General features: G+C 70.8%; 18 protein-coding genes and 2 tRNA genes. 13 read left to right on the top strand and 7 right to left on the bottom strand.

Going from position 1 to position 19761, the window contains the following annotated elements; translation table 11 throughout:
- Positions 1–89 precede the first annotated feature (89 nt).
- Both OTB16_RS04880 and OTB16_RS04875 read right to left on the bottom strand, forming a co-directional pair.
- On the bottom strand, positions 90–1505 hold the full coding sequence (locus tag OTB16_RS04880) for an amino acid permease (RefSeq protein WP_267718606.1): 1416 nt from the start codon (positions 1503–1505) through the stop codon (positions 90–92).
- 145 nt (positions 1506–1650) lie between these two features.
- Complete coding sequence (locus OTB16_RS04875) at positions 1651–3033, bottom strand: amino acid permease (protein WP_267718605.1); 1383 nt, start codon at positions 3031–3033, stop codon at positions 1651–1653.
- Positions 3034–3263: 230 nt separating this feature from the next.
- Between OTB16_RS04875 and OTB16_RS04870 the strand changes: the two genes are divergently transcribed.
- Complete coding sequence (locus OTB16_RS04870) at positions 3264–3857, top strand: biotin transporter BioY (RefSeq protein ID WP_267718604.1); 594 nt, start codon at positions 3264–3266, stop codon at positions 3855–3857.
- Between the two features lie 112 nt (positions 3858–3969).
- Here the strand turns inward: OTB16_RS04870 and OTB16_RS04865 are convergent, their stop codons facing one another.
- The gene (locus OTB16_RS04865) at positions 3970–5409 is read right to left on the bottom strand and encodes an amino acid permease (RefSeq protein ID WP_267718603.1); all 1440 of its coding nucleotides are present in this window, start codon (positions 5407–5409) and stop codon (positions 3970–3972) included.
- Between the two features lie 219 nt (positions 5410–5628).
- On the opposite strand from OTB16_RS04865, the gene OTB16_RS04860 reads away from it, so the two are divergent.
- Together OTB16_RS04860 and OTB16_RS04855 are read left to right on the top strand one after the other, a co-directional pair.
- Positions 5629–6114 carry a ribose-5-phosphate isomerase gene (locus tag OTB16_RS04860; RefSeq protein ID WP_267718602.1) on the top strand — a complete coding sequence of 162 codons (486 nt, stop codon included), beginning with the start codon at positions 5629–5631 and terminating at the stop codon, positions 6112–6114.
- A gap of 121 nt (positions 6115–6235) precedes the next feature.
- Positions 6236–7042, top strand: a complete 807-nt coding sequence (locus OTB16_RS04855) for an Fpg/Nei family DNA glycosylase (protein ID WP_267718601.1) — start codon at positions 6236–6238, stop codon at positions 7040–7042.
- A 110-nt stretch (positions 7043–7152) separates the two neighbouring features.
- Here the strand turns inward: OTB16_RS04855 and OTB16_RS04850 are convergent, their stop codons facing one another.
- Positions 7153–8388 carry a GNAT family N-acetyltransferase gene (locus OTB16_RS04850; protein ID WP_267718600.1) on the bottom strand — a complete coding sequence of 412 codons (1236 nt, stop codon included), beginning with the start codon at positions 8386–8388 and terminating at the stop codon, positions 7153–7155.
- 129 nt (positions 8389–8517) lie between these two features.
- On the opposite strand from OTB16_RS04850, the gene OTB16_RS04845 reads away from it, so the two are divergent.
- From OTB16_RS04845 to OTB16_RS04830, 4 genes are all read left to right on the top strand, one after another.
- On the top strand, positions 8518–9660 hold the full coding sequence (locus tag OTB16_RS04845; protein ID WP_267718599.1) for a PP2C family protein-serine/threonine phosphatase: 1143 nt from the start codon (positions 8518–8520) through the stop codon (positions 9658–9660).
- A 376-nt stretch (positions 9661–10036) separates the two neighbouring features.
- Positions 10037–11431 (top strand): pyridoxal phosphate-dependent decarboxylase family protein, encoded by a 1395-nt coding sequence (locus OTB16_RS04840; RefSeq protein WP_267718598.1) that lies wholly within the window; start codon positions 10037–10039, stop codon positions 11429–11431.
- On the top strand, positions 11428–11883 hold the full coding sequence (locus OTB16_RS04835; RefSeq protein WP_267718597.1) for an HD domain-containing protein: 456 nt from the start codon (positions 11428–11430) through the stop codon (positions 11881–11883). The genes OTB16_RS04840 and OTB16_RS04835 overlap by 4 nt, the downstream gene beginning before the upstream one ends.
- Before the next feature lie 164 nt (positions 11884–12047).
- Positions 12048–12242, top strand: a complete 195-nt coding sequence (locus OTB16_RS04830; protein WP_150519620.1) for a hypothetical protein — start codon at positions 12048–12050, stop codon at positions 12240–12242.
- 69 nt (positions 12243–12311) lie between these two features.
- On the opposite strand, the gene OTB16_RS04825 is transcribed toward OTB16_RS04830, so the two are convergent.
- Complete coding sequence (locus tag OTB16_RS04825) at positions 12312–12503, bottom strand: DUF1059 domain-containing protein (protein WP_267718596.1); 192 nt, start codon at positions 12501–12503, stop codon at positions 12312–12314.
- Between the two features lie 285 nt (positions 12504–12788).
- On the opposite strand from OTB16_RS04825, the gene OTB16_RS04820 reads away from it, so the two are divergent.
- A complete protein-coding gene (locus tag OTB16_RS04820; protein WP_267718595.1) occupies positions 12789–13475 on the top strand; it encodes a hypothetical protein in 687 nt (228 codons plus the stop codon).
- A gap of 252 nt (positions 13476–13727) precedes the next feature.
- Here the strand turns inward: OTB16_RS04820 and OTB16_RS04815 are convergent.
- Positions 13728–13798 (bottom strand) — tRNA-Gly (locus OTB16_RS04815).
- 178 nt (positions 13799–13976) lie between these two features.
- On the opposite strand from OTB16_RS04815, the gene OTB16_RS04810 reads away from it, so the two are divergent.
- The 5 genes from OTB16_RS04810 to clpX all read left to right on the top strand — a co-directional run bounded on the left by OTB16_RS04810 (position 13977) and on the right by clpX (position 18700).
- Positions 13977–14053 (top strand) — tRNA-Pro (locus tag OTB16_RS04810).
- Between the two features lie 186 nt (positions 14054–14239).
- On the top strand, positions 14240–15640 hold the full coding sequence (gene tig / locus OTB16_RS04805; protein WP_267718594.1) for a trigger factor: 1401 nt from the start codon (positions 14240–14242) through the stop codon (positions 15638–15640).
- A 274-nt stretch (positions 15641–15914) separates the two neighbouring features.
- Positions 15915–16532 carry an ATP-dependent Clp protease proteolytic subunit gene (locus OTB16_RS04800; RefSeq protein ID WP_267718593.1) on the top strand — a complete coding sequence of 206 codons (618 nt, stop codon included), beginning with the start codon at positions 15915–15917 and terminating at the stop codon, positions 16530–16532.
- A gap of 56 nt (positions 16533–16588) precedes the next feature.
- On the top strand, positions 16589–17260 hold the full coding sequence (locus OTB16_RS04795; protein WP_269287547.1) for an ATP-dependent Clp protease proteolytic subunit: 672 nt from the start codon (positions 16589–16591) through the stop codon (positions 17258–17260).
- A gap of 153 nt (positions 17261–17413) precedes the next feature.
- The gene (gene clpX, locus OTB16_RS04790) at positions 17414–18700 is read left to right on the top strand and encodes an ATP-dependent Clp protease ATP-binding subunit ClpX (protein ID WP_267718592.1); all 1287 of its coding nucleotides are present in this window, start codon (positions 17414–17416) and stop codon (positions 18698–18700) included.
- A 79-nt stretch (positions 18701–18779) separates the two neighbouring features.
- Here the strand turns inward: clpX and OTB16_RS04785 are convergent, their stop codons facing one another.
- Complete coding sequence (locus OTB16_RS04785) at positions 18780–19736, bottom strand: hypothetical protein (RefSeq protein ID WP_267718591.1); 957 nt, start codon at positions 19734–19736, stop codon at positions 18780–18782.
- Between the last annotated feature and the right edge of the window lie 25 nt (positions 19737–19761).

Genomic DNA, 19761 nt, shown 5'->3' with positions numbered 1-19761 from the left:
TCCGGAATGCCGGAGGCCGGGCCCATGCGTTCGCATGAGCCCGGCCTCTGACCTGCCGTCCGGCGGGGGTGTCGCGCCGGACGGGAGCCTTATCGCGCCGCGCGGGCGGCCGACCGGCGCTGGAGGGTCCAGCCGGTCGCCGCGAGGGCGACGGTCAGTCCGCCGGTGAAGACGACCTGCACCCGGGTGTCCGCGTCCAGGGCCATCAGCACCAGGACTCCGGCCACCCCGGCGAGCGCCACCCACGTCAGGTAGGGGAAGCCCCACATCCGCACGACCAGCTTCTCGGGGGCCTCGCGCTCCAGCCGGCGGCGCAGCACGAGCTGGGAGGCAGCGATGAAGCCCCAGACGACGAGGATGACCCCGCCGACCATGTTCAGCAGCCAGGCGAACAGGGTGTCCGGGTACCAGTAGGAGAGGAGCACGGTGACGAAGCCGAAGCCGGAGGAGGCGAGCACCGCGCGGCGCGGCACCCGGCCGGTGACCTTGCCCAGTGCCTTCGGGCCCTGGCCGCGGGCGACGAGGGAGTAGGCCATGCGGGAGGAGCCGTAGATGTTGGCGTTCATCGCGGACAGCAGAGCGATCAGGATGACCACGTTCATGATCTCGCCGGCCGCAGGGATGCCCAGGTGGTCCAGGGTGGCCGCGTACGGGCCGTCCTGCGTCACGGCCGGGTCGTTCCACGGCAGCAGGGTCACGATGACCAGCATCGAGCCGACGTAGACGATGGCGATCCGCCACATCGTGGTCCGCACGGCCCGGGCGACGCCCTTGACCGGGTTCTCGGACTCGGCGGCCGCGATGGTCACGGTCTCCAGGCCGCCGTACGCGACGACCGAGGCGAGCAGGCCGACCAGCAGGCCGTCCACGCCGTTGGGCAGGAAGCCGCCGTCGTGCAGCAGGTTGGCGGTGCCGGGGGCGTCCGCACCGGGCAGGACGCCCAGGACGGCGAGCACGCCCAGGCCCAGGAAGAGGGCGATAGCGCCGATCTTCAGGGCGGCGAACCAGAACTCGAACTCGCCGAAGTTCGAGACGGCGGCCAGGTTGGACCCGCAGAACAGGGCCATGAAGACCAGCACCCACATCCAGGAGGGGGTGCCCGGGAACCAGCCGGTCATGATGTGCGCCGCGCCGATGGCCTCGATGGCCACGCCCACGCACAGCAGCGTCCAGAACATCCACCCGGCGGTGAACCCGGCCCAGGGGCCGATCGCCCGCTCCGCGTGCACGGAGAAGGAGCCGGAGGCGGGATCGGCGGCGGACATCTCGCCGAGCATCCGCATCACGAACATCACGAGCAGCCCGGACGCGGCGTACGCCAGCACGATCGAGGGACCGGCGGCCGCGATGCCGGCGCCGGAGCCGACGAAGAGGCCGGCGCCGATGACGCCGCCCAGGGCGATCATCGAAAGGTGGCGCTGCTTCAGTCCGTTGCCGAGGGGGGAGGCGGCGGCGGCCTGCGGCGGCGCCTGCTGCTCGGGGTGCGTGATCGTGCGCTGACTCATGCGCCCAGTGTGCCGATCGTCCGATAATCGGACGTTGCGTGTCCATCATCCGGACACTCGTTTCACCGGCCGTGATCCTCCTCGTACGACGCGCGGGTGCCCGGACCCCAAAGGGCCCCGGGCACCCGCGGCGCGCGTCGGGGCGTCAGGCCGCCCGGCGCTCGCGGATCTCCCGCGCCCACGCCACCAGCAGGACGAGGGCGGCGGCCCCGGTCGACCACAGCAGCTGCGGCCGGGCCGAGTCGTCGAACAGCATCAGCACCAGCACCGCCGCCATGCCGATCAGCGCGGCCCACGTCAGGTACGGGAACAGCCACATCGGCAGCGTGAGCCGCTCCGGCATGTCCCGCTCGATGATCCGGCGCAGCTTCAGCTGCGAGACCGCGATCAGCGCCCACACGAACAGCAGCACCGCGCCGACCGCGTTGAGCATGTAGAGGAAGATCGTGTCCGGCCACAGCAGGTTCAGCACCACCGACACGAAACCGAAGGACACCGAGGCGAAGACCGCCCGGCGCGGCACCCCGCCGTCCGAGACCTTCAGCAGCGACGTCGGCGCCTCGCCCCGCTCGGCCAGCGAGAACACCATGCGCGAGGACCCGTACAGGTTCGCGTTCAGCGCCGACAGCAGGGCCACGAACACCACGATGTTCATGATCTGGCCGGCCGCCGGGATGCCGATCGAGTCCAGCGCGGCGACGTACGGGCTCTCGCCGGGCTCCAGCGAGTCCCACGGCAGCAGGGTCACGATGACCAGCATCGAGCCGACGTAGAAGAAGAGGATGCGCCACACCGCGCTGCGCACCGCGCGGGCCACGGAGCGGGCCGGGTCCTGCGATTCGGCGGCCGCGATCGTGACGACCTCCAGACCGCCGAAGGCGAAGACGACGGCGAGCATGCCGGCGATCACCCCGCCCATGCCGGCGGGGAAGAAGCCGCCCTGGCCGGTCAGGTTGGCCATGCCGACCGGATCGGTGTCGGGGAGCAGGCCGAAGATCGCCAGGGTCCCCAGGATCAGGAACAGCACGATCGCGCCGACCTTGAGGGCGGCGAACCAGAACTCGAACTCGCCGAAGTTCTTCACGGCGGCCAGGTTGCTCACGGTGAAGACCACCATGAAGATCAGCACCCAGACCCACTGGTCCACCGACGGCAGCCAGCCGTTCGCGATCTTCGCGGCGCCGGTCGCCTCCACGGCCAGCACCACGACCAGGAGGAACCAGTAGAGCCAGCCCGCCGAGAAGCCGGCCCAGCGCCCCAGCGCCTTCTCCGCGTACACGGAGAAGGAGCCCGAGGCGGGCATGGCGGCGGACATCTCGCCGAGCGCCCGCATCACCAGCATCGCGAGGACGCCCGCCAGCAGGTAGGAGCAGATGATCGCCGGACCGGCGATCCCGATGCCCGCTCCGGAGCCGACGAAGAGCCCGGCGCCGATCACGCCGCCGAGGCCCAGCATGGTCAGGTGGCGCTGCTTGAGGCCGTGGCTCAGGGGTTCCGCCGGGAGGTCCGACAGGGGTGCTTGTGACATTCCGACAGTGTCTCCGAGTCAGGAGCGGCGACGCAAAACGGACCTCACGCACTAATCGCAGGGGTGATCCGCATCACTTCGGACGCTCTGGTTACCTCGCGGTAGAGGCTTTTTGTGAACTCCCCACCACTGCGGGGATCATCGCTTTGTGCCGGGTGACGGTGGGACCGGACGGGAGGCGGGGTTAGCGTCACGGTGTCCCGGTCGAACCCCTCACCCTCGGAGCCACGATGAGCACCGCTTCCGCCTCGCCCGCCGTCTTCCGGCCCGGCGCCGTCCTCGCCGACCTGCTGCCCGCGAGCCGTGTACGCGACATCGCGCTCGTCGTCGGCGGAGCCGCGCTCACCGGGCTCGCCGCGCAGATCGCCGTACCGGTTCCCGGCTCCCCGGTCCCCGTCACGGGGCAGACCTTCGCCGCGCTGCTCGTCGGCACCGCCTTCGGCGCCCGCCGCGGCTTCCTCGCGCTCGCCCTGTACGCCCTCGTCGGCGCGGCCGGGATGCCGTGGTTCGCGAACGGCACCTCCGGAGCCGGCGGGGCCTCCTTCGGCTACGTGCTCGGCATGCTGCTGGCCGCCACCGTCGTCGGCGCCCTCGCGCGGCAGGGCGCGGACCGCTCGGTCCTGCGCACCGCGGGCACGATGGTGCTCGGCTCGGCCGTGATCTACGCGGTCGGCGTGCCCTACCTGATGGCCTCGACCGGGATGTCCCTGACCGCGGCCGTCGCGGCGGGCCTGACCCCGTTCCTGATCGGCGACGCGCTCAAGGCCGCGCTGGCGATGGGCGCCCTGCCGGCCGCCTGGAAGCTGGTGGGCCGCCGCGGCTGAGCCGCCCGTCCCCTCAGTACGCCGGCTGTACAGCAGCCCCGGACCGCGAGCGGCGGTCCGGGGCTGCTGTCGTTCCGGGCGGCGGGTGCGGCGTCCGCCCCGCCCGCGCCGGTTACACCGAGGCGCGCTCGGCGGCCTTGCGGCGCACGTCGCGGAACACGCCGACGGCCAGTACCACGGCCGCGACCAGCAGCGACAGCAGGACGACCTGCCGGTTGGCGTCGTCGTAGACCATGTAGCCGAGAACGAAGACGATCATCGCGGCGGTGGCCCACGTCAGGTACGGGAAGAGCCACATCTTGACGGTCAGCTTCTCCGGCGCCTCGCGGACCAGGATCTTGCGCATCCGCAGCTGCGTCAGGCAGATCACCAGCCACACGAACAGGGCGACCGCGCCCGAGGAGTTCAGCAGGAAGTTGAAGACCGTGTCCTTGAAGGCGTAGTTGAAGTAGACGGCGGCGAAGCCGAAGACGACGGAGCCCAGGATCGCGGCGACCGGCACGCCCCGCTTGTTGACCTTCGCGAACGCCTTCGGGGCGTCACCGCGCTCGCCCAGCGAGAACGCCATGCGGGAGGCGGTGTAGAGGCCCGAGTTCAGGCAGGACAGCACGGCCGTCAGGACGATCACGTTCATGATCTGACCGGCGTGCGCGATGCCGATGGAGTCGAGGGCGGCGACGTACGAGCCCTTCTCCACGATCGACTCGTCGTTCCACGGCAGCAGGGTGATGACGACGAAGATCGAGCCCAGGTAGAAGACGCCGATGCGCCAGATCACCGAGTTGGTGGCCTTGGTGACCGCGCGCCGCGGGTCCTCGGACTCGCCCGCGGCGAGGGTGACGATCTCGCTGCCCATGAAGGAGAAGACGACCATCAGCACACCGGTGAGGATCGCGCCCCAGCCGTTGGGCATGAACCCGCCGGCGTCGGTGAGGTGGGCGAAGCCCGCGCCCGGGTTGTCCGAGCCCGGCAGGACGCCGAAGACGGCCAGCAGACCGACGATCACGAAGCCGCCGATGGCAACGACCTTGATGCCCGCGAACCAGAACTCGAACTCGCCGTACGAGGCGACCGAGCCCAGGTTGGTGACGGTCAGCACCGCCATCACGATCAGCGCCCAGGCCCACTGCGGAACGGCCGGGATCCAGCTTTCGAGGATCACCGCGCCGGCGGTGGCCTCCACGGCCAGCACCACCACCCAGAAGAACCAGTACAGCCAGCCGATGGAGAAGCCGGCCCAGCGGCCGAGCGCCCGGTCGGCGTACGCGGAGAATGAGCCCGAGTTCGGGCTGGCGGCGGCCATCTCGCCCAGCATCCGCATCACGAAGACCACCATCGCGCCGACCAGCGCGTAGGAGACCAGGATGGCGGGACCGGCCTTGGCGATGCCGCCGCTGGAGCCGACGAAGAGTCCGGCGCCGATGACACCGCCGATGGCGATCATGGACAGGTGGCGGTTCTTGAGACCGGCCTTCAGACCGTCTGACGGCTGGGCGCCACCGGGGTCACCGGGGGAGTCGCCTGCCTTCTGAAGGGTCGTCGTGGAGCTCATGGACGGTTCCTTAGGTTCTCGGGTTGCGAGCCCAGGCATTCAAACCTGAGATGAACGCGGTGCGGAAGACCTCAATCCGGATCGTTGCGAGGGGACGAACGTCCGGGACTTCGGTCCTGCCGTGTCCCATCTGCGTTCTTTGGGTTTACTTGAGCTTTAGAAGTGACTTACGCGACACCCGCTGCCCGCCGTCGGCCCCGCCCGTGCCACACTCGACCCATGCGCGTGTACCTCGGATCCGACCATGCCGGCTTTGAGCTCAAGAACCACCTGGTGGACTGGCTCAAGAACAACGGCCACGAGCCCGTCGACTGCGGGCCCCACATCTACGACGCGGTGGACGACTACCCGCCGTTCTGCCTGCGGGCCGCGGAGAAGACCGCCGCCGACGCGGACGGCCTCGGCATCGTGATCGGCGGCTCCGGCAACGGCGAGCAGATCGCCGCCAACAAGGTCAAGGGTGTCCGAGCCGTCCTGGCGTGGAGCGTCGAGACCGCCAAGCTCGGCCGCGAGCACAACAACGCCAACGTGATCTCCGTCGGCGGCCGGATGCACACCCAGGACGAGGCCGTCAGCTTCATCGAGGCCTTCCTGGCGACCCCGTACTCGGGCGAGGAGCGCCACACCCGGCGCATCGAGATGCTCACCGCCTACGAGCAGACCGGCGAGCTCCCCCCGATCCCGGCCCACCACCCGCAGGGCTGATCCCGCTCTCCGGCCGTGCCGCCCCCCGGGGGGACGGCACGGCCGTTCTCATGCCGTCCCGCGCCGTACGCGCCGTCCGTCCCGCGCCGTACGCGCCGTCCCGCGTCCGAGGAGCCCAGCCGTGCCCGAGGGGCATACGATCCACCGCCTCGCCCAAGACCACACCGAGCGGTTCGCCGCCCGGCCGGTCCGGGTCACCAGCCCCCAGGGGCGTTTCGCGCGGAGCGCGGCCCTGCTCGACGGGCGGGTGCTGGACGGCGCCGAGGCGCACGGCAAGCACCTCTTCCTGGAACTGGGCGACGCCTGGATCCACATCCACCTCGGCCTCTTCGGCAAGCTCGGCTTCGGCCCCGCCCCGGCGCCGCCCGCGACCGACACGGTCCGGCTGCGCCTGCTGAACGGCGAGCACCACTCCGACCTGCGCGGCCCGACCGCCTGCGCACTGATCGGTGAGGGCGAGAAGAAGGACATACACGACCGGCTCGGCCCCGACCCGCTGCGGCCGGCCGACGACCCGGACCGGGCCTGGGCCCGGATCTCGCGCTCGCGCAGCACCGTCGCCGCCCTGCTGATGGACCAGAAGGTCGTCGCGGGCGTCGGCAACGTCTACCGGGCCGAGGTCCTCTTCCGGCACGGCATCGACCCGTACCGCCTCGGCCGGGACCTGCGACGGGCCGAGTGGGACGCGATGTGGGACGACCTCGCCGCCTTGATGCGCGAGGGGGTGCGGAACAACCGGATCGACACCGTCCGCGACGAACACCTGCCCGAGGCCATGGGGCGCCCGCCGCGGGTGGACGACCACGGCGGCGAGGTGTACGTCTACCGCCGGGCGAACCTCCCCTGCCACATCTGCGGGGGCGAGATCCGCACCGCCGACCTCGCCGCCCGCAACCTCTTCTGGTGCCCCGCCTGCCAGTCCCGCTAGGGGGTGTCGTCACACTCGTTCCTGCCGTGCGTGCTCAGGCGCCGCACGACAGGAACGAGTGTGACGGCGCCCCTGGGGCCCCTCTCGGGGCCGGGCGCCCGCCCCGCCGATCAGAACCCGTGCGGGAGCCAGGGGGCCACGTCCCCCGCGAACGCCCGGGAGGCCGCCGCCAGGGCGCCCGGCCGCAGTTCGCGCACCCGGCCCGCCGCCCCGAGCGAGGAGAGCGTCATGCCGCCCAGGTACGCCGAGCCCAGCTCCCGGACCGACAGCGCCAGCTCCGCGGGCTCCTCGGTCCGCGCGCACCGCGCACCGCCCTTCGCGTCGGCGGTCAGGCGCCACCGCCCCGCGTTCCACGGGCAGAACGCGTCCTCCACCTCCAGCACCACGTCCAGCGGGGACCCGTACGTCCGGGCCTCCAGCGCCGCCGCCAAGTCCACCAGCCGCAGGTGCAGGGAGTCGCGGAAGCGCGGCCGCGACCGGCGGACGTCGCTGACCAGGTGGAGCACCGGATCGTCCACCGGCCGCCGGTTCGCCCGTACCGTCCAGGTCAGGTCGATCCCGAAGAGGTAGCGCCACAGCGCCGCGTACGCCGCCGGTTCCAGCGCGTCCAGATCGAAGACGTCCACCCGGCCCTCGGAGCCGGCCAAGTCCCATGCGGGGGTGACCCGGTAGCGGGCGTACCCGGCCACCGCGCCGTCCGGCCCCTCGGCGACCACGCACTTCAGCGGCGACCCGCCGGCGCGCATCGCGGGGGCGTCCAGCAGCGCCTGGCGCTCCCAGCCCGGCTGCCGGGCGGGCATCCCGGGCCGCCCCGGCACCAGCGCCGCGTACACCCGCTCGCAGTCGGCGAGCGCCTCCTGCGGGTCGGCGAGGCGCAGCCGCACCGCGTCCGTGCCGGGCGGCACGTCCAGGCGCACCCGGCTCGTGTCGACGTCCAGGGCGAGGGAGTACGCCGCGGTGCCGTAGCCGAAGCGCCCGTAGATCGCCGGGTCCGACGCCGTCAGCACGGCGACCGGTTCGCCGGCCGCCCGGACGTCGTCCAGCTGGCGCCGCATCAGGGAGGTGAGCACCCCCCGCCGCCGGTGGGTGGGGGAGACGCCCACCATCGTCACCCCGGCCGCGGGCACCAGCGTGCCGCCCGGAACCGAGAGCCGGAAGGTGAAGGCTCCGGCCGAACCCACGCACGTCCCGCCGTCCCAGACGCCGAGTGAACGTTCCGCCTCCGTCAGCGACGCGTAGAGCTTCCGCTCCTCCGGGGACTCCGGCACACCACCGAACGCCAGTTCCAGCTGGTCGTACCAGACATCCCACTCATCGGGCTGCAATACGCGCATCTCAAGGGCCATGCGCCCATCCCTATCAGGGCATTCCGCCGCAGTCGACGGCTTTTCGGGCGCCGGGGGACCGCAGGCCGGACCTCAGGTCCGGGGGTACCCCTGCGCATCCACAGCCGGGATGGATAAGGTCCCGAAGCAATGGCCGGAGCACATGTCGAGACCCTCACGGCCCGGATGCGCATGCTGTGGCACCGGGCGCGCACCGCACTGCGCAAATCCGCCGTCGACTACTTCCGCGGCGACGCCTCCGACTGGCTTGCGTTCGGCGGTCTCCTCCTCACCATTCCCGCGATCGCGTGCGGCACGCTCATGCTCCCCGTCTGGTTCTCGCCCTCCGCGCTCGTCCTGCCGATCGTCGCGGGCGGCCTGCTGCTGCGGCCGGCCAGCCTGCTCGCCCTGTACGCGGCCTCCGCCGCCGCGCTGATCGTCGAGGCACTCGTCCTCGGCCCGTACACCCAGGGCCCCGCGCGAGTCACCCCCGGCACCGTGCTGGTCGTCGCGGCCTGCGGGTTCTTCGGGCTCGTCATCGCGCAGTTCCGCAGCCGCGTCGGCGTGCCCTGGAGACGCGGCGGCACCATGCTCTTCGACCTGCGCGAACGCATCCGGGTCCAGAGCAAGCTGCCCGCCCTGCCGCGCGGCTGGCACCGTGAGATGGCCCTGCGCCCGGCCGGCGGCCAGTCCTTCTCCGGCGACTTCGTCGTCGCCGCCCGCACCAACGGCGGCCGGACCCTGGAGATCGTCCTCACCGACGTCTCCGGCAAGGGCATGGAAGCGGGCTCCCGCGCCCTGCTCCTCTCCGGCGCCTTCGGCGGACTGCTCGGCGCGCTGCCACCGCACGGCTTCCTGCCCGCCGCCAACGGCTACCTGCTCCGCCAGGACTGGGACGAGGGCTTCGCCACCTCCATCCACCTGGTGCTGGACCTGGAGACCGGCGACTACGAACTCCTCTCCGCCGGTCACCTCCCCGCGCTCCAACTCTCCGCCGGCACCGGGCGCTGGCAGGAGAAGACCGGCGAGGGCCCGCTGCTCGGCGTCTACGACGGGGCCGAGTTCACCCCGGCGCGCGGCAACCTGAGGCGCGGGGACGTCCTGATGCTCTTCACCGACGGGCTCGTGGAGACCTCCGACCGCGACATCAGCGAGGGCATCGACCGCCTCACCGGCGAGGCCGACCGCTACGTCGCCGCGGGCTGGGACGGGGCCGCCTGGCACCTGATCGAGAAGGTCGCCAAGGACGTCAACGACGACCGCGCCCTCCTCCTGATCCGCCGCTCGTCCTAACCGCCCTGGGCGGGCCCTAACCACCCTGGGCGGGCCCCGACCGTCCTGGTCCCGACTGCGCTGGTCCCGACCGTCCTGGGCTGGCCCCGACTGCCCTGGTCCCGACCGTCCTGGGCTGGTGCCTGCCGTCCTGGGCTGGCTCGGACCGTCCTGGGCGGTTCCTACCGTCCCGGGCTGGTCCCCACCGCCCCGGGCTGGTCCCGACCGCCCCCGGGCTCGTCCCGCCCCGGGTTCCTCCCGACCGCCCCCGGGGCGCTCGGCGTCCGGCGGCCCGGGGCGGGGTGTTACGCCGGAGGGCGCCGCGGGCCACTCGCCGCGGGCCACTCGCCCCGGATTGGCCCGCCCCCGCCGCCCGGCGGGGCCCTACCGTGCCCCCATGGACCGCACGCTCGCCGCAGACCTCGCCCGGCTCCCCGACCTCCTCGACGCGACCCGCCGCGCGGCCACCGCCGCGCTGGAGACCCTGGACGCGCGACCCGTCGTACCGGCCGCCGCCGACGCGCCACCGTACGACCCCGAGCCCCTCCCCGAGCACGGCACCGGCGCGGACGCCGCCCTCGCCGCCTTCCAGGAGCGCTGGGCACCGCGCCTGTCGGCCTCGGCGGGCCCCCGCTACCTCGGCTTCGTCACCGGAGGGGCCACCCCCGCCGCCCTCGCCGGGGACTGGCTCACCGCCGCCCACGACCAGAACTCCAACTCCGCCCTCGACGGCGCGGGCCAGGACCTCGAACGCGAGACCGTCGGCTGGCTCCGCGACCTGTTCGGCCTCTCCGCCGCGCACACCGGCACGTTCGTCAGCGGCGCCACCATGTCCAACACCACCGGCCTCGCGATCGCCCGCGAATGGCTGGGCGAACGGGCCGGCGTCTCCCCGGCCGAGGACGGGGTGGCGGCCCTCGGACAGGTCCGCGTCCTCTCCGCCGCCCCGCACTCCTCGATCGCCAAGGCCCTCTCCGTGCTCGGCCTGGGCCGCGGCTCCCTCGTACGCGTCCCCACCCTGCCCGGCCGCGAGGCCGTCGACCCGGCCGCCCTCGACCGGGCCCTCGCCGACACGCCCGGCCCGGCCGTGGTCGTCGCCAACGCGGGCACCGTCAACACGGTCGACTTCGACGACCTCCCGGCCGTCTCCGCCCTCAAGGCCCGGCACGACTTCTGGCTGCACACCGACGCGGCCTTCGGCGCCTTCGCCGCCCTCTCCCCGGCCCACGCCCACCTCGCCGCCGGCCTCGACGCCTCCGACTCCCTCTGCGTCGACCTCCACAAATGGCTCAATGTCCCCTACGACAGCGCCGTCCAGTTCACCCGCCGACAGGACCTCCAGGCCCGCGTCTTCCAGAACTCCGCCGCCTACCTCGGCCCCCTCGGCGACCACCCCGACCTGGTCCACCTCACCCCCGAGAACTCCCACCGGCTGCGCGCCCTCGCCGCCTGGTTCACGCTCCGCGCGTACGGCCGCGAGGGCCACCGCGAGATCGTCGAGCGCGACATCGACTGCGCCCGCGTCCTCGGCGAGCGGCTGTCCGCCGACCCGGCCTTCCGCCTCCTCGCCCCTGTCCGCCTGAACGTGGTCTGCTTCACCCTCGCCGAGGACCCCACCCCCGCCCGGCTCGCGGCGCTCCGGGAGGCCGCCGCGCCGGAGGTCTTCGTCACCCCCACCCACTACGCGGGAACCCCGGCCCTGCGCGCCGCGTTCTCCAACTGGCGTACCACGCGGGCGGACGCGCACCGGGCCGCCGAGGCACTCCGTACGGCAGCAAGGGAGACCGCATGACGCAGCAGCCCCTCACCCTCCTCGAGGTCGAGGCCCTCGCCCGCGCCGCGCACGAGGGCCAGACCGACAAGTCGGGCCGGCCGTACGCCGAACACCTCGCGGCCGTGGCCGAGGGCGTCCGCCTGCGCGGCGGCACCCCCGAACAGCAGGCGGCGGCCTGGCTCCACGACGCGATCGAGGACGAGGCCCTCAGCCTCACCTGGCTGGACGCGGCCGCCCTGCCGCAGCCGGTGAAGGAGATGGTCCTCGCGGTCACCAAACGCCCCGGCGAACCGCTGGAGACGTACGCGGCCCGGATCCTGGCGACTCCGGGCGCCCTCCTGGTCAAGGAGTCCGACCTCGCGCACAACGCCGACCCCGTACGGCTCTCCGTACTGGACGGCCCCACCCGCGAGCGACTGACCGCGAAGTACGCCCACGTCCGCGCCCTCCTCGGCCTCACGGCTCCGTGACGACCGCTCCGTGCCCGAAATGTGCGTAACGCGCGCACGGTTGACGGAATCAGAACAGTGGTGATTCGTCACGGGACGGATAGGTGGGGCCCGTTGGTGGGAGGATGGTGCGTGGGGGCGTGCGCCCCGGGCCGACCAGGGGACGACCGAAGGTGTGATCAGTAGTGGCCATTTCGCTGTCAGTGGTGGTTCTGTTGGCGGTCATCCTGGTGGTGCTGATCCGCGGCAACCACATCAAGGCGGGACCCGCCATCGTCGCGGCCCTCTTCGGGTTCTTCCTGGCGTCCAGCTCGATCGCGGACGACGTGAACCGCTTCCTGAACTCCCTCGCGACGATGATCGCGAACATCAAGCTCTGACCACGCACCACGGGCAGGCCAAGACGCCACTTCTACGGCTGCGGTATCACGCTGCTCTGGCCTTGGATGTCAGGCGTGCTGCGGCACCTCGTCCTTCAGCATGGTCCGCAGCATCGCGCGGAACTCCGGCGTGTCGGCCTCGCTGTGCACGGACACGGAGTGCTCGGTGGCGGCGCGGACTACTTCCTCTTCCTCGCCCGCGATGGTCAGCGTGCACTTGGCTTCGCTGGGGTAGTCCCTGCAGTCAATGACCTTACGCATGGTGTGCCTCCCGGATGTGGTGCGGCTGCCGACGTCACCGTCCAAGCAGTGCCTGGGCGGGGAGGCGGAGGCAGGGGTGTTCAGGGTCTCCTTCCACCATCCTCCCCGCCGGCCCGAGGCGCGCTTTGGGGCCAGGCCACCTGGTCAGGGCCTACACGGCCTCTTGACCCAAACCCGGCTCCGCCGCACCACCCCGGGCGTCTCAGCAGGCCACGCGGTCGGCGGAGCGGCTTTGGCTGCCAGTGGCGCGCGACCGGCGCCCCGGGCTGGAGCGGGGCGTCCGAGATGTTCCGAACGAAGAAGGACGCGGACGACTGGCTCGCCGACAAGCAGACCGAGATGCGCCGGGGCGACTGGCACGACCCGGACGCCGGAAAGGTCGCCTTCGGGCCGTACGCCGCCACCTGGATCAAAGAGCGCGAGCTGACCAGCACTACGCGGCAGCTCTCCTACTCGGTCCTCAAGCACCACCCGGAGCCGGTCCTCGATGCCGTCAACCTGGCGGAGATCTCGCCGCCCCCCGTGCGCAGCTGGCGCGCCGTCAAGCTCGCCGCCGGCACCGGGCCCACCACGGTCGCCAAGTCCTACGCCCTGCTTCGGGCCGTCCTGGGGACGGCGGTGTCCGACGAGCTGATCCGGCGGAACCCGTGCCAGGTCAAGGGCGCCGGCTCCGTGCACACCCCGGAACGTCCGACGGATCAAGGCGCCGAAGAGTGCCGCGGGCAGAAGGACCGTCTCGATTCCGGGCGTGATCCTCCCGGACCTCCACGAACAGCTGAAGCGGCACGCCGAGGCCGGCGCCGACGGGCGCGTCTTCATCGGGGCCAAGGGGGCGACCGCGCCGGAACCACTTCAACCGGCCGTGGCACAAGGCGTGTCGCGAGGCTGGGCTCAAGGGGCTGCACTTCCATGATCTTCGGCACGCGGGCAGCACGCTGGCAGCGTCAACGGGTGCCAGCACGCGGGAGTTGATGACGCGCATGGTCACAGCACCGCCCGCGCCGCGCTGATCTGCCGGCCCGCCAGTGCCGATCGGGACCGGCTGATCGCCGACGCGTTGAGCGGGGACGCATGGGCAAGAAGGATGTGAAGGACTCGAAGGGCACGAAAGGAGATCCACAGCGGAAGAGGCACGCAGGGGGCACGGCGAGCTGATCGCAGACCCGGGAACGACGAAGGGCCAGGCGGAGGAGATGTCCTCTGACCTGGCCCTTTTCGCTTCAGAGCGGGTGACGGGAATCGAACCCGCGTAGCTAGTTTGGAAGACTAGTGCTCTACCATTGAGCTACACCCGCAACGCGCGCCCACCGGTCCGGGGACCGTGGCACGGACAGCATCCTAGCGGGTCGCGCCGGGCAAACGCACACCGCATTACGCGGCCGTGGCGGCGCGCGTCGCCGGGGTGTGGGAGTGGGCCTGGGCAATACCGTGCATCGGAGGGTCTCCGGGCATGTACCCTACGTGTCGCACCGACGGGGTGTGGCGCAGCTTGGTAGCGCGTCCGCTTTGGGAGCGGAAGGTCGTCGGTTCGAATCCGGCCACCCCGACCACCGGCAGCGTCTCCTCAGATCCACAGAGGGCCGCCACAAGATCGCGTTGTGGGCTGATTGCCGCTTGCGGTTACTATGCAAGCTGCGTGCCCGTGTGTCTGATGTACCGGGCCGAAGTCCGCCGGAACCGCTGAATCACAGCGCGAAGGCAGAACCCCCAGCAGTCAGCCACAAGGAGACCGAACCGTGAAGAGCGCCGTGGAGACCCTGAACCCGACTCGGGTTCGGCTCACTGTTGAGGTGCCCTTCGAGGAGCTCAAGGACAGCCTCGACGCGGCGTACAAGAAGATCAACCAGCAGGTTACGGTGAAGGGCTTCCGCAAGGGCAAGATCCCTGCCCGCGTCATCGACCAGCGCTTCGGCCGCGGTGCGGTGCTGGAGGAGGCCGTCAACGACGCCCTCCCGAAGTTCTACACCGAGGCGGTCAACGAGGCCGACCTGAACCCGCTGGGCCAGCCCGAGGTCGACATCACGGAGCTGAAGGACGGCGAACTGCTGGCCTTCACCGCCGAGGTCGACGTGCGCCCCGAGATCGAGATCCCGGACTACTCCGGCATCGAGGTCGAGGTCGACGCCATCGAGGTGTCCGACGAGGACATCGAGAAGGCCGTCGAGCAGCTCCGCGGCCGCTTCGCGTCCACCAAGGACGTCGAGCGCGCTGCCGAGGACGGCGACGTCGTCACCCTCGACCTCGAGGCCAAGGTCGACGGCGAGGTGCTGGAGGACGGCGTCGCGTCCGACGTGTCCTACACCATCGGCTCGGGCGAGCTCCTCGAGGGCATCGACGAGGCCGTCAAGGGCCTGGAGGCCGGTGGCGAGGCCACCTTCACCTCCCAGCTGAAGGGCGGCTCCGCCGAGGGCAAGGACTCCGAGGTCACCGTCAAGGTCACCAAGGTCTCCGCCCGTGAGCTGCCGGGGCTGGACGACGAGTTCGCGCAGATGGCGAGCGAGTTCGACACCCTCGAGGACCTCAAGGCCGACAGCCGCAAGCGCCTCGAGAACCAGAAGCAGTTCGACCAGGCCACGCAGGCCCAGGAGCGCGTCCTGGAGAAGCTGCTGGAGCTCGTCGAGGTGCCGATCCCCGAGAAGCTCCTCGCGGACGAGGTCCAGACCCGCAAGCACAACCTCGAGCACCACCAGCTCGGCCAGATGGGTCTGACCATCGAGAAGTACCTGGAGTTCCAGGGCAAGACGGTCGAGGAGTTCGACGCCGAGACCTCCGAGCAGGCCGTCAAGGGCATCAAGACCCAGTTCGTCCTCGACGCGCTGGTCAACAAGGAGAAGCTGGGCGTCAACCAGGAGGAGCTCACCGAGCACCTCATGCGGCGCGCGCAGTCCTCCGGCATGTCCCCCGACCAGTTCGCCCAGGCCGTCGTCGAAGGCGGCCAGGTCCCGATGCTGGTCGGCGAGGTCGCCCGCGGCAAGGCGCTCGCGGTCGTCGTCGAGTCCGCCAAGGTCGTCGACACGAAGGGCGAGGTCATCGACCTCTCCGACGACGAGGACGAGGACGAGGCCCAGGCGGTCGCCGAGGCCGAGACGGCCGCCGCCGTCGACGCCGACGAGGACAAGGCCGAAGAGGCCAAGTAACACCCCGGGCGCAGCCCGCTGAGCAGTGCTTGAAGGGCCCGGACGCCGTCGCGTCCGGGCCCTTCTGCACGGCCTCCGGGACGGCCCCGCACCTTGCGCTCCGAGCGAACAGTTCGGGAAGCGGGATGGCGTTGTCCTACCTGCGCGTTAGGGTCCATGAATACGAGGGCACGGGAGTACCCGGAGCCGGCGGACTTGTCCGCACCGGTCGGGCCGGGCCCGAGAACGAAACGCTGAGACGGCACATGGCCGTCGGAGACGAGCAGGTGGATACGTGACGAATCTGAAGCCTTACGCCGCGGGTGAGCCGGCCATCGGCGGTGGCCTCGGCGACCATGTCTACAACCGGCTGCTCGGCGAGCGCATCATCTTCCTCGGCCAGCAGGTCGACGACGACATCGCGAACAAGATCACGGCGCAGCTCCTCCTCCTGGCCGCCGAGCCGGAGAAGGACATCTTCCTGTACATCAACAGCCCCGGCGGCTCGGTGACGGCCGGCATGGCGGTCTACGACACCATGCAGTACATCCCGAACGACGTCGTCACCATCGGTATGGGCATGGCGGCCTCCATGGGGCAGTTCCTGCTCACCGGCGGCGCCAAGGGCAAGCGCTTCGCCCTGCCGAACACCGACATCCTGATGCACCAGGGTTCGGCCGGCATCGGCGGCACCGCGTCGGACATCAAGATCCAGGCCCAGTACCTGCTGCGCACCAAGCAGCGCATGGCCGAGATCACCGCGTTCCACTCGGGCCAGACTGTCGAGGCGATCATCCGCGACGGTGACCGCGACCGTTGGTTCACCTCCGAGGAGGCCAAGGAGTACGGCCTCATCGACGAGATCATCTCGGCCGCGTCCAACGTTCCGGGCGGCGGCGGCACCGGGGCCTGATCCCCGGCACCACCCGTCAGTACCCGGCAGCAGACAGCCCGCAGAACGCCACCAGGATGGTGAACACCTCGATGTACATGAACAACCTCTCTCCCGCGAGCGGCCTCCACACCGGTCCGCAGGTGGACAACCGCTACGTCATCCCGCGCTTCGTCGAGCGCACCTCGCAGGGCGTGCGCGAGTACGACCCGTACGCGAAGCTCTTCGAGGAGCGCGTGATCTTCCTCGGCGTGCAGATCGACGACGCCTCCGCCAACGACGTCATGGCGCAGCTGCTGTGCCTGGAGTCGATGGACCCGGACCGCGACATCTCGATCTACATCAACAGCCCCGGCGGCTCCTTCACCGCGCTGACGGCGATCTACGACACCATGCAGTTCGTGAAGCCGGACATCCAGACGGTCTGCATGGGCCAGGCTGCCTCCGCCGCCGCGGTCCTGCTCGCCGCCGGCACCCCCGGCAAGCGCATGGCCCTGCCGAACGCCCGCGTGCTGATCCACCAGCCCTCCGGCGGCACCGGGCGCGAGCAGCTCTCCGACCTGGAGATCGCGGCCAACGAGATCCTGCGCATGCGCGACCAGCTGGAGACCATGCTGGCCAAGCACTCGACGACGCCGATCGAGAAGATCCGCGACGACATCGAGCGCGACAAGATCCTCACGGCCGAGGGCGCGCTGGAGTACGGCCTGATCGACCAGATCATCTCCACCCGCAAGAGCTCGGCCTGATCCTTGCCGCCAGTTGGCGTGGGCACGCCGCCGCATTCGGCGATGTGAACCACGTCAAGGGGGCCCCGCACGGGGCCCCCGGCAAGGTACCGTCGGATATGAGGCACCAGGAGCGCTGAACCAGGCGTCTCCCAGGCGAAGGGGAAGCACCTCGTGGCACGCATCGGTGACGGCGGCGACCTGCTCAAGTGCTCGTTCTGCGGAAAGAGCCAGAAGCAGGTGAAGAAGCTCATCGCAGGACCCGGTGTGTACATCTGCGACGAGTGCATCGACCTCTGCAACGAGATCATCGAAGAGGAACTCGCGGAGACCTCCGAGGTCCGGTGGGAGGAACTCCCCAAGCCCCGTGAGATCTACGAGTTCCTGGAGAGCTACGTCGTCGGCCAGGAGCCGGCGAAGAAGGCGCTCTCCGTAGCGGTCTACAACCACTACAAGCGGGTCCAGGCCGGTGAGAACGGCGGCGGGACGGGCCGTGACGACGCGATCGAGCTCGCGAAGTCCAACATCCTGCTGCTGGGTCCGACCGGTTCGGGCAAGACCCTGCTGGCCCAGACCCTCGCGCGCATGCTGAACGTCCCGTTCGCCATCGCCGACGCGACGGCGCTGACGGAGGCCGGGTACGTCGGCGAGGACGTCGAGAACATCCTGCTCAAGCTGATCCAGGCGGCCGACTACGACGTCAAGAAGGCCGAGACCGGGATCATCTACATCGACGAGATCGACAAGGTCGCCCGCAAGAGCGAGAACCCGTCGATCACCCGCGATGTGAGCGGCGAGGGCGTGCAGCAGGCCCTCCTGAAGATCCTGGAAGGCACGACCGCCTCCGTCCCGCCGCAGGGCGGCCGCAAGCACCCGCACCAGGAGTTCATCCAGATCGACACCACGAACGTGCTCTTCATCGTGGGCGGCGCCTTCTCCGGCCTGGAGAAGATCATCGAGTCGCGTGCGGGAGCCAAGGGCATCGGGTTCGGGGCGACGATCCGCTCGAAGCGCGAGATCGAGGCCAGCGACCAGTTCCACGAGGTCATGCCGGAGGACCTGGTGAAGTTCGGGATGATCCCCGAGTTCATCGGCCGCCTCCCCGTCCTGACCTCCGTGCACAACCTGGACCGCGAGGCCCTGCTCCAGATCCTGATCGAGCCGCGCAACGCGCTGGTGAAGCAGTACCAGCGCCTGTTCGAACTCGACGGCGTGGAGCTGGACTTCGAGCGCGAGGCGCTGGAAGCCATCGCGGACCAGGCGATCCTCCGCCAGACCGGCGCGCGCGGCCTGCGCGCCATCATGGAAGAGGTCCTGATGTCGGTGATGTACGAGGTCCCGTCCCGCAAGGACGTGGCCCGCGTGGTCATCACCTCGGACGTGGTCCGCTCCAACGTCAACCCGACGCTGGTCCCGCGGATCGTCCCGAAGGACCAGGGCCCGCACGAGAAGTCGGCCTAGCCGCACGGCACTACGGCCGCACGGCAGTACGCGAGAGGGGCGCCCCCGGCCGGGGGCGCCCCTCTCGCGTTGCGCCGGGTCAGACCTTGACGCGGGAGGTGTTGTAGAGCTTCGCGGTGAGTTCCGCGGTCTGCTCCAGGGTGTAGCCCGCCTTGCCGGCGAGCACGGAGGCCGCGTCCGTGGCGGTGACCACGCTCAGGGTGCTGAAGTCACCCCAGATGCAGATGGGGAGGGTGGCTTCCTGGGGGCCCTTGGCGGTGGCCTTCTTCGCCTTGAACTTGAAGTTCTGGCACTTCATCACGGCGCCCTCGAAGCCGGCCGGGGTCATCGCCTGGGGACTGCCGATGAGCTCGATCTCGGTGTCCTTGTCCTCCTTGGCGATGTTGGCCTTGGCCATGGCGAAGTAGCCGTCGACGCTCTTCTCCGGGTCGGCGAGCTCGCCGTAGAGGCCCTGGAAGTTGAGGATCTTGGCCGACAGCGGGTTCTTCGGGTCGCCGGCCTGGTAGTTCATGCCCACCTGGACCGGGTTCTTGATGCCCGCCGCTTCGGCTTCCTTCTTCTCCGTCTCGGTGAACTCGTTCTTGCTCTTCCCGTAGTTCGGGTCCTGCTTGAAGTCGTCGACCGAGGCCGGGGCGACCAGCTTGTAGCCCTTGGTGTCGGCCGCGACGGCGCCGTCCGAGCCGCCGCCCGCAAGGAAGTACCAGCCGCCTCCCGCGATCACCGCGACCGCGACGACCGCGGCGACGATCACCAGGGCCTTGGACTTCTGCGGGGGCTGCTGCGGAGGCATCCCGCCGTACGGGGCCTGCGGCGGTACGCCCGGCTGCTGCGGGTAGCCGTAACCGGGCTGCGGGGGCTGCTGCGGGTAGCCGGGCTGCTGCGGGTAGCCCTGCGGGGGGACGCCCGGCTGCTGCGGGTAGCCGTACCCGGGCTGGGGCGCGCCCTGGCCGTAGGGGCCGGGGGCCGGGGGCTGCTGCCCGTACGGACCGGGCTGCTGCGGCTGCTGTCCGTACGGCCCTGGCTGGTTGTAGCTCATCCCGCGTCCCCCAATGAGGTTGTTT

Source organism: Streptomyces antarcticus (assembly GCF_026627255.1).
GTDB lineage: Bacteria > Actinomycetota > Actinomycetes > Streptomycetales > Streptomycetaceae > Streptomyces > Streptomyces antarcticus.
Note: the sequence above shows the minus strand (reverse complement) of the source record. Positions and strands in the feature narration are given on the sequence as shown.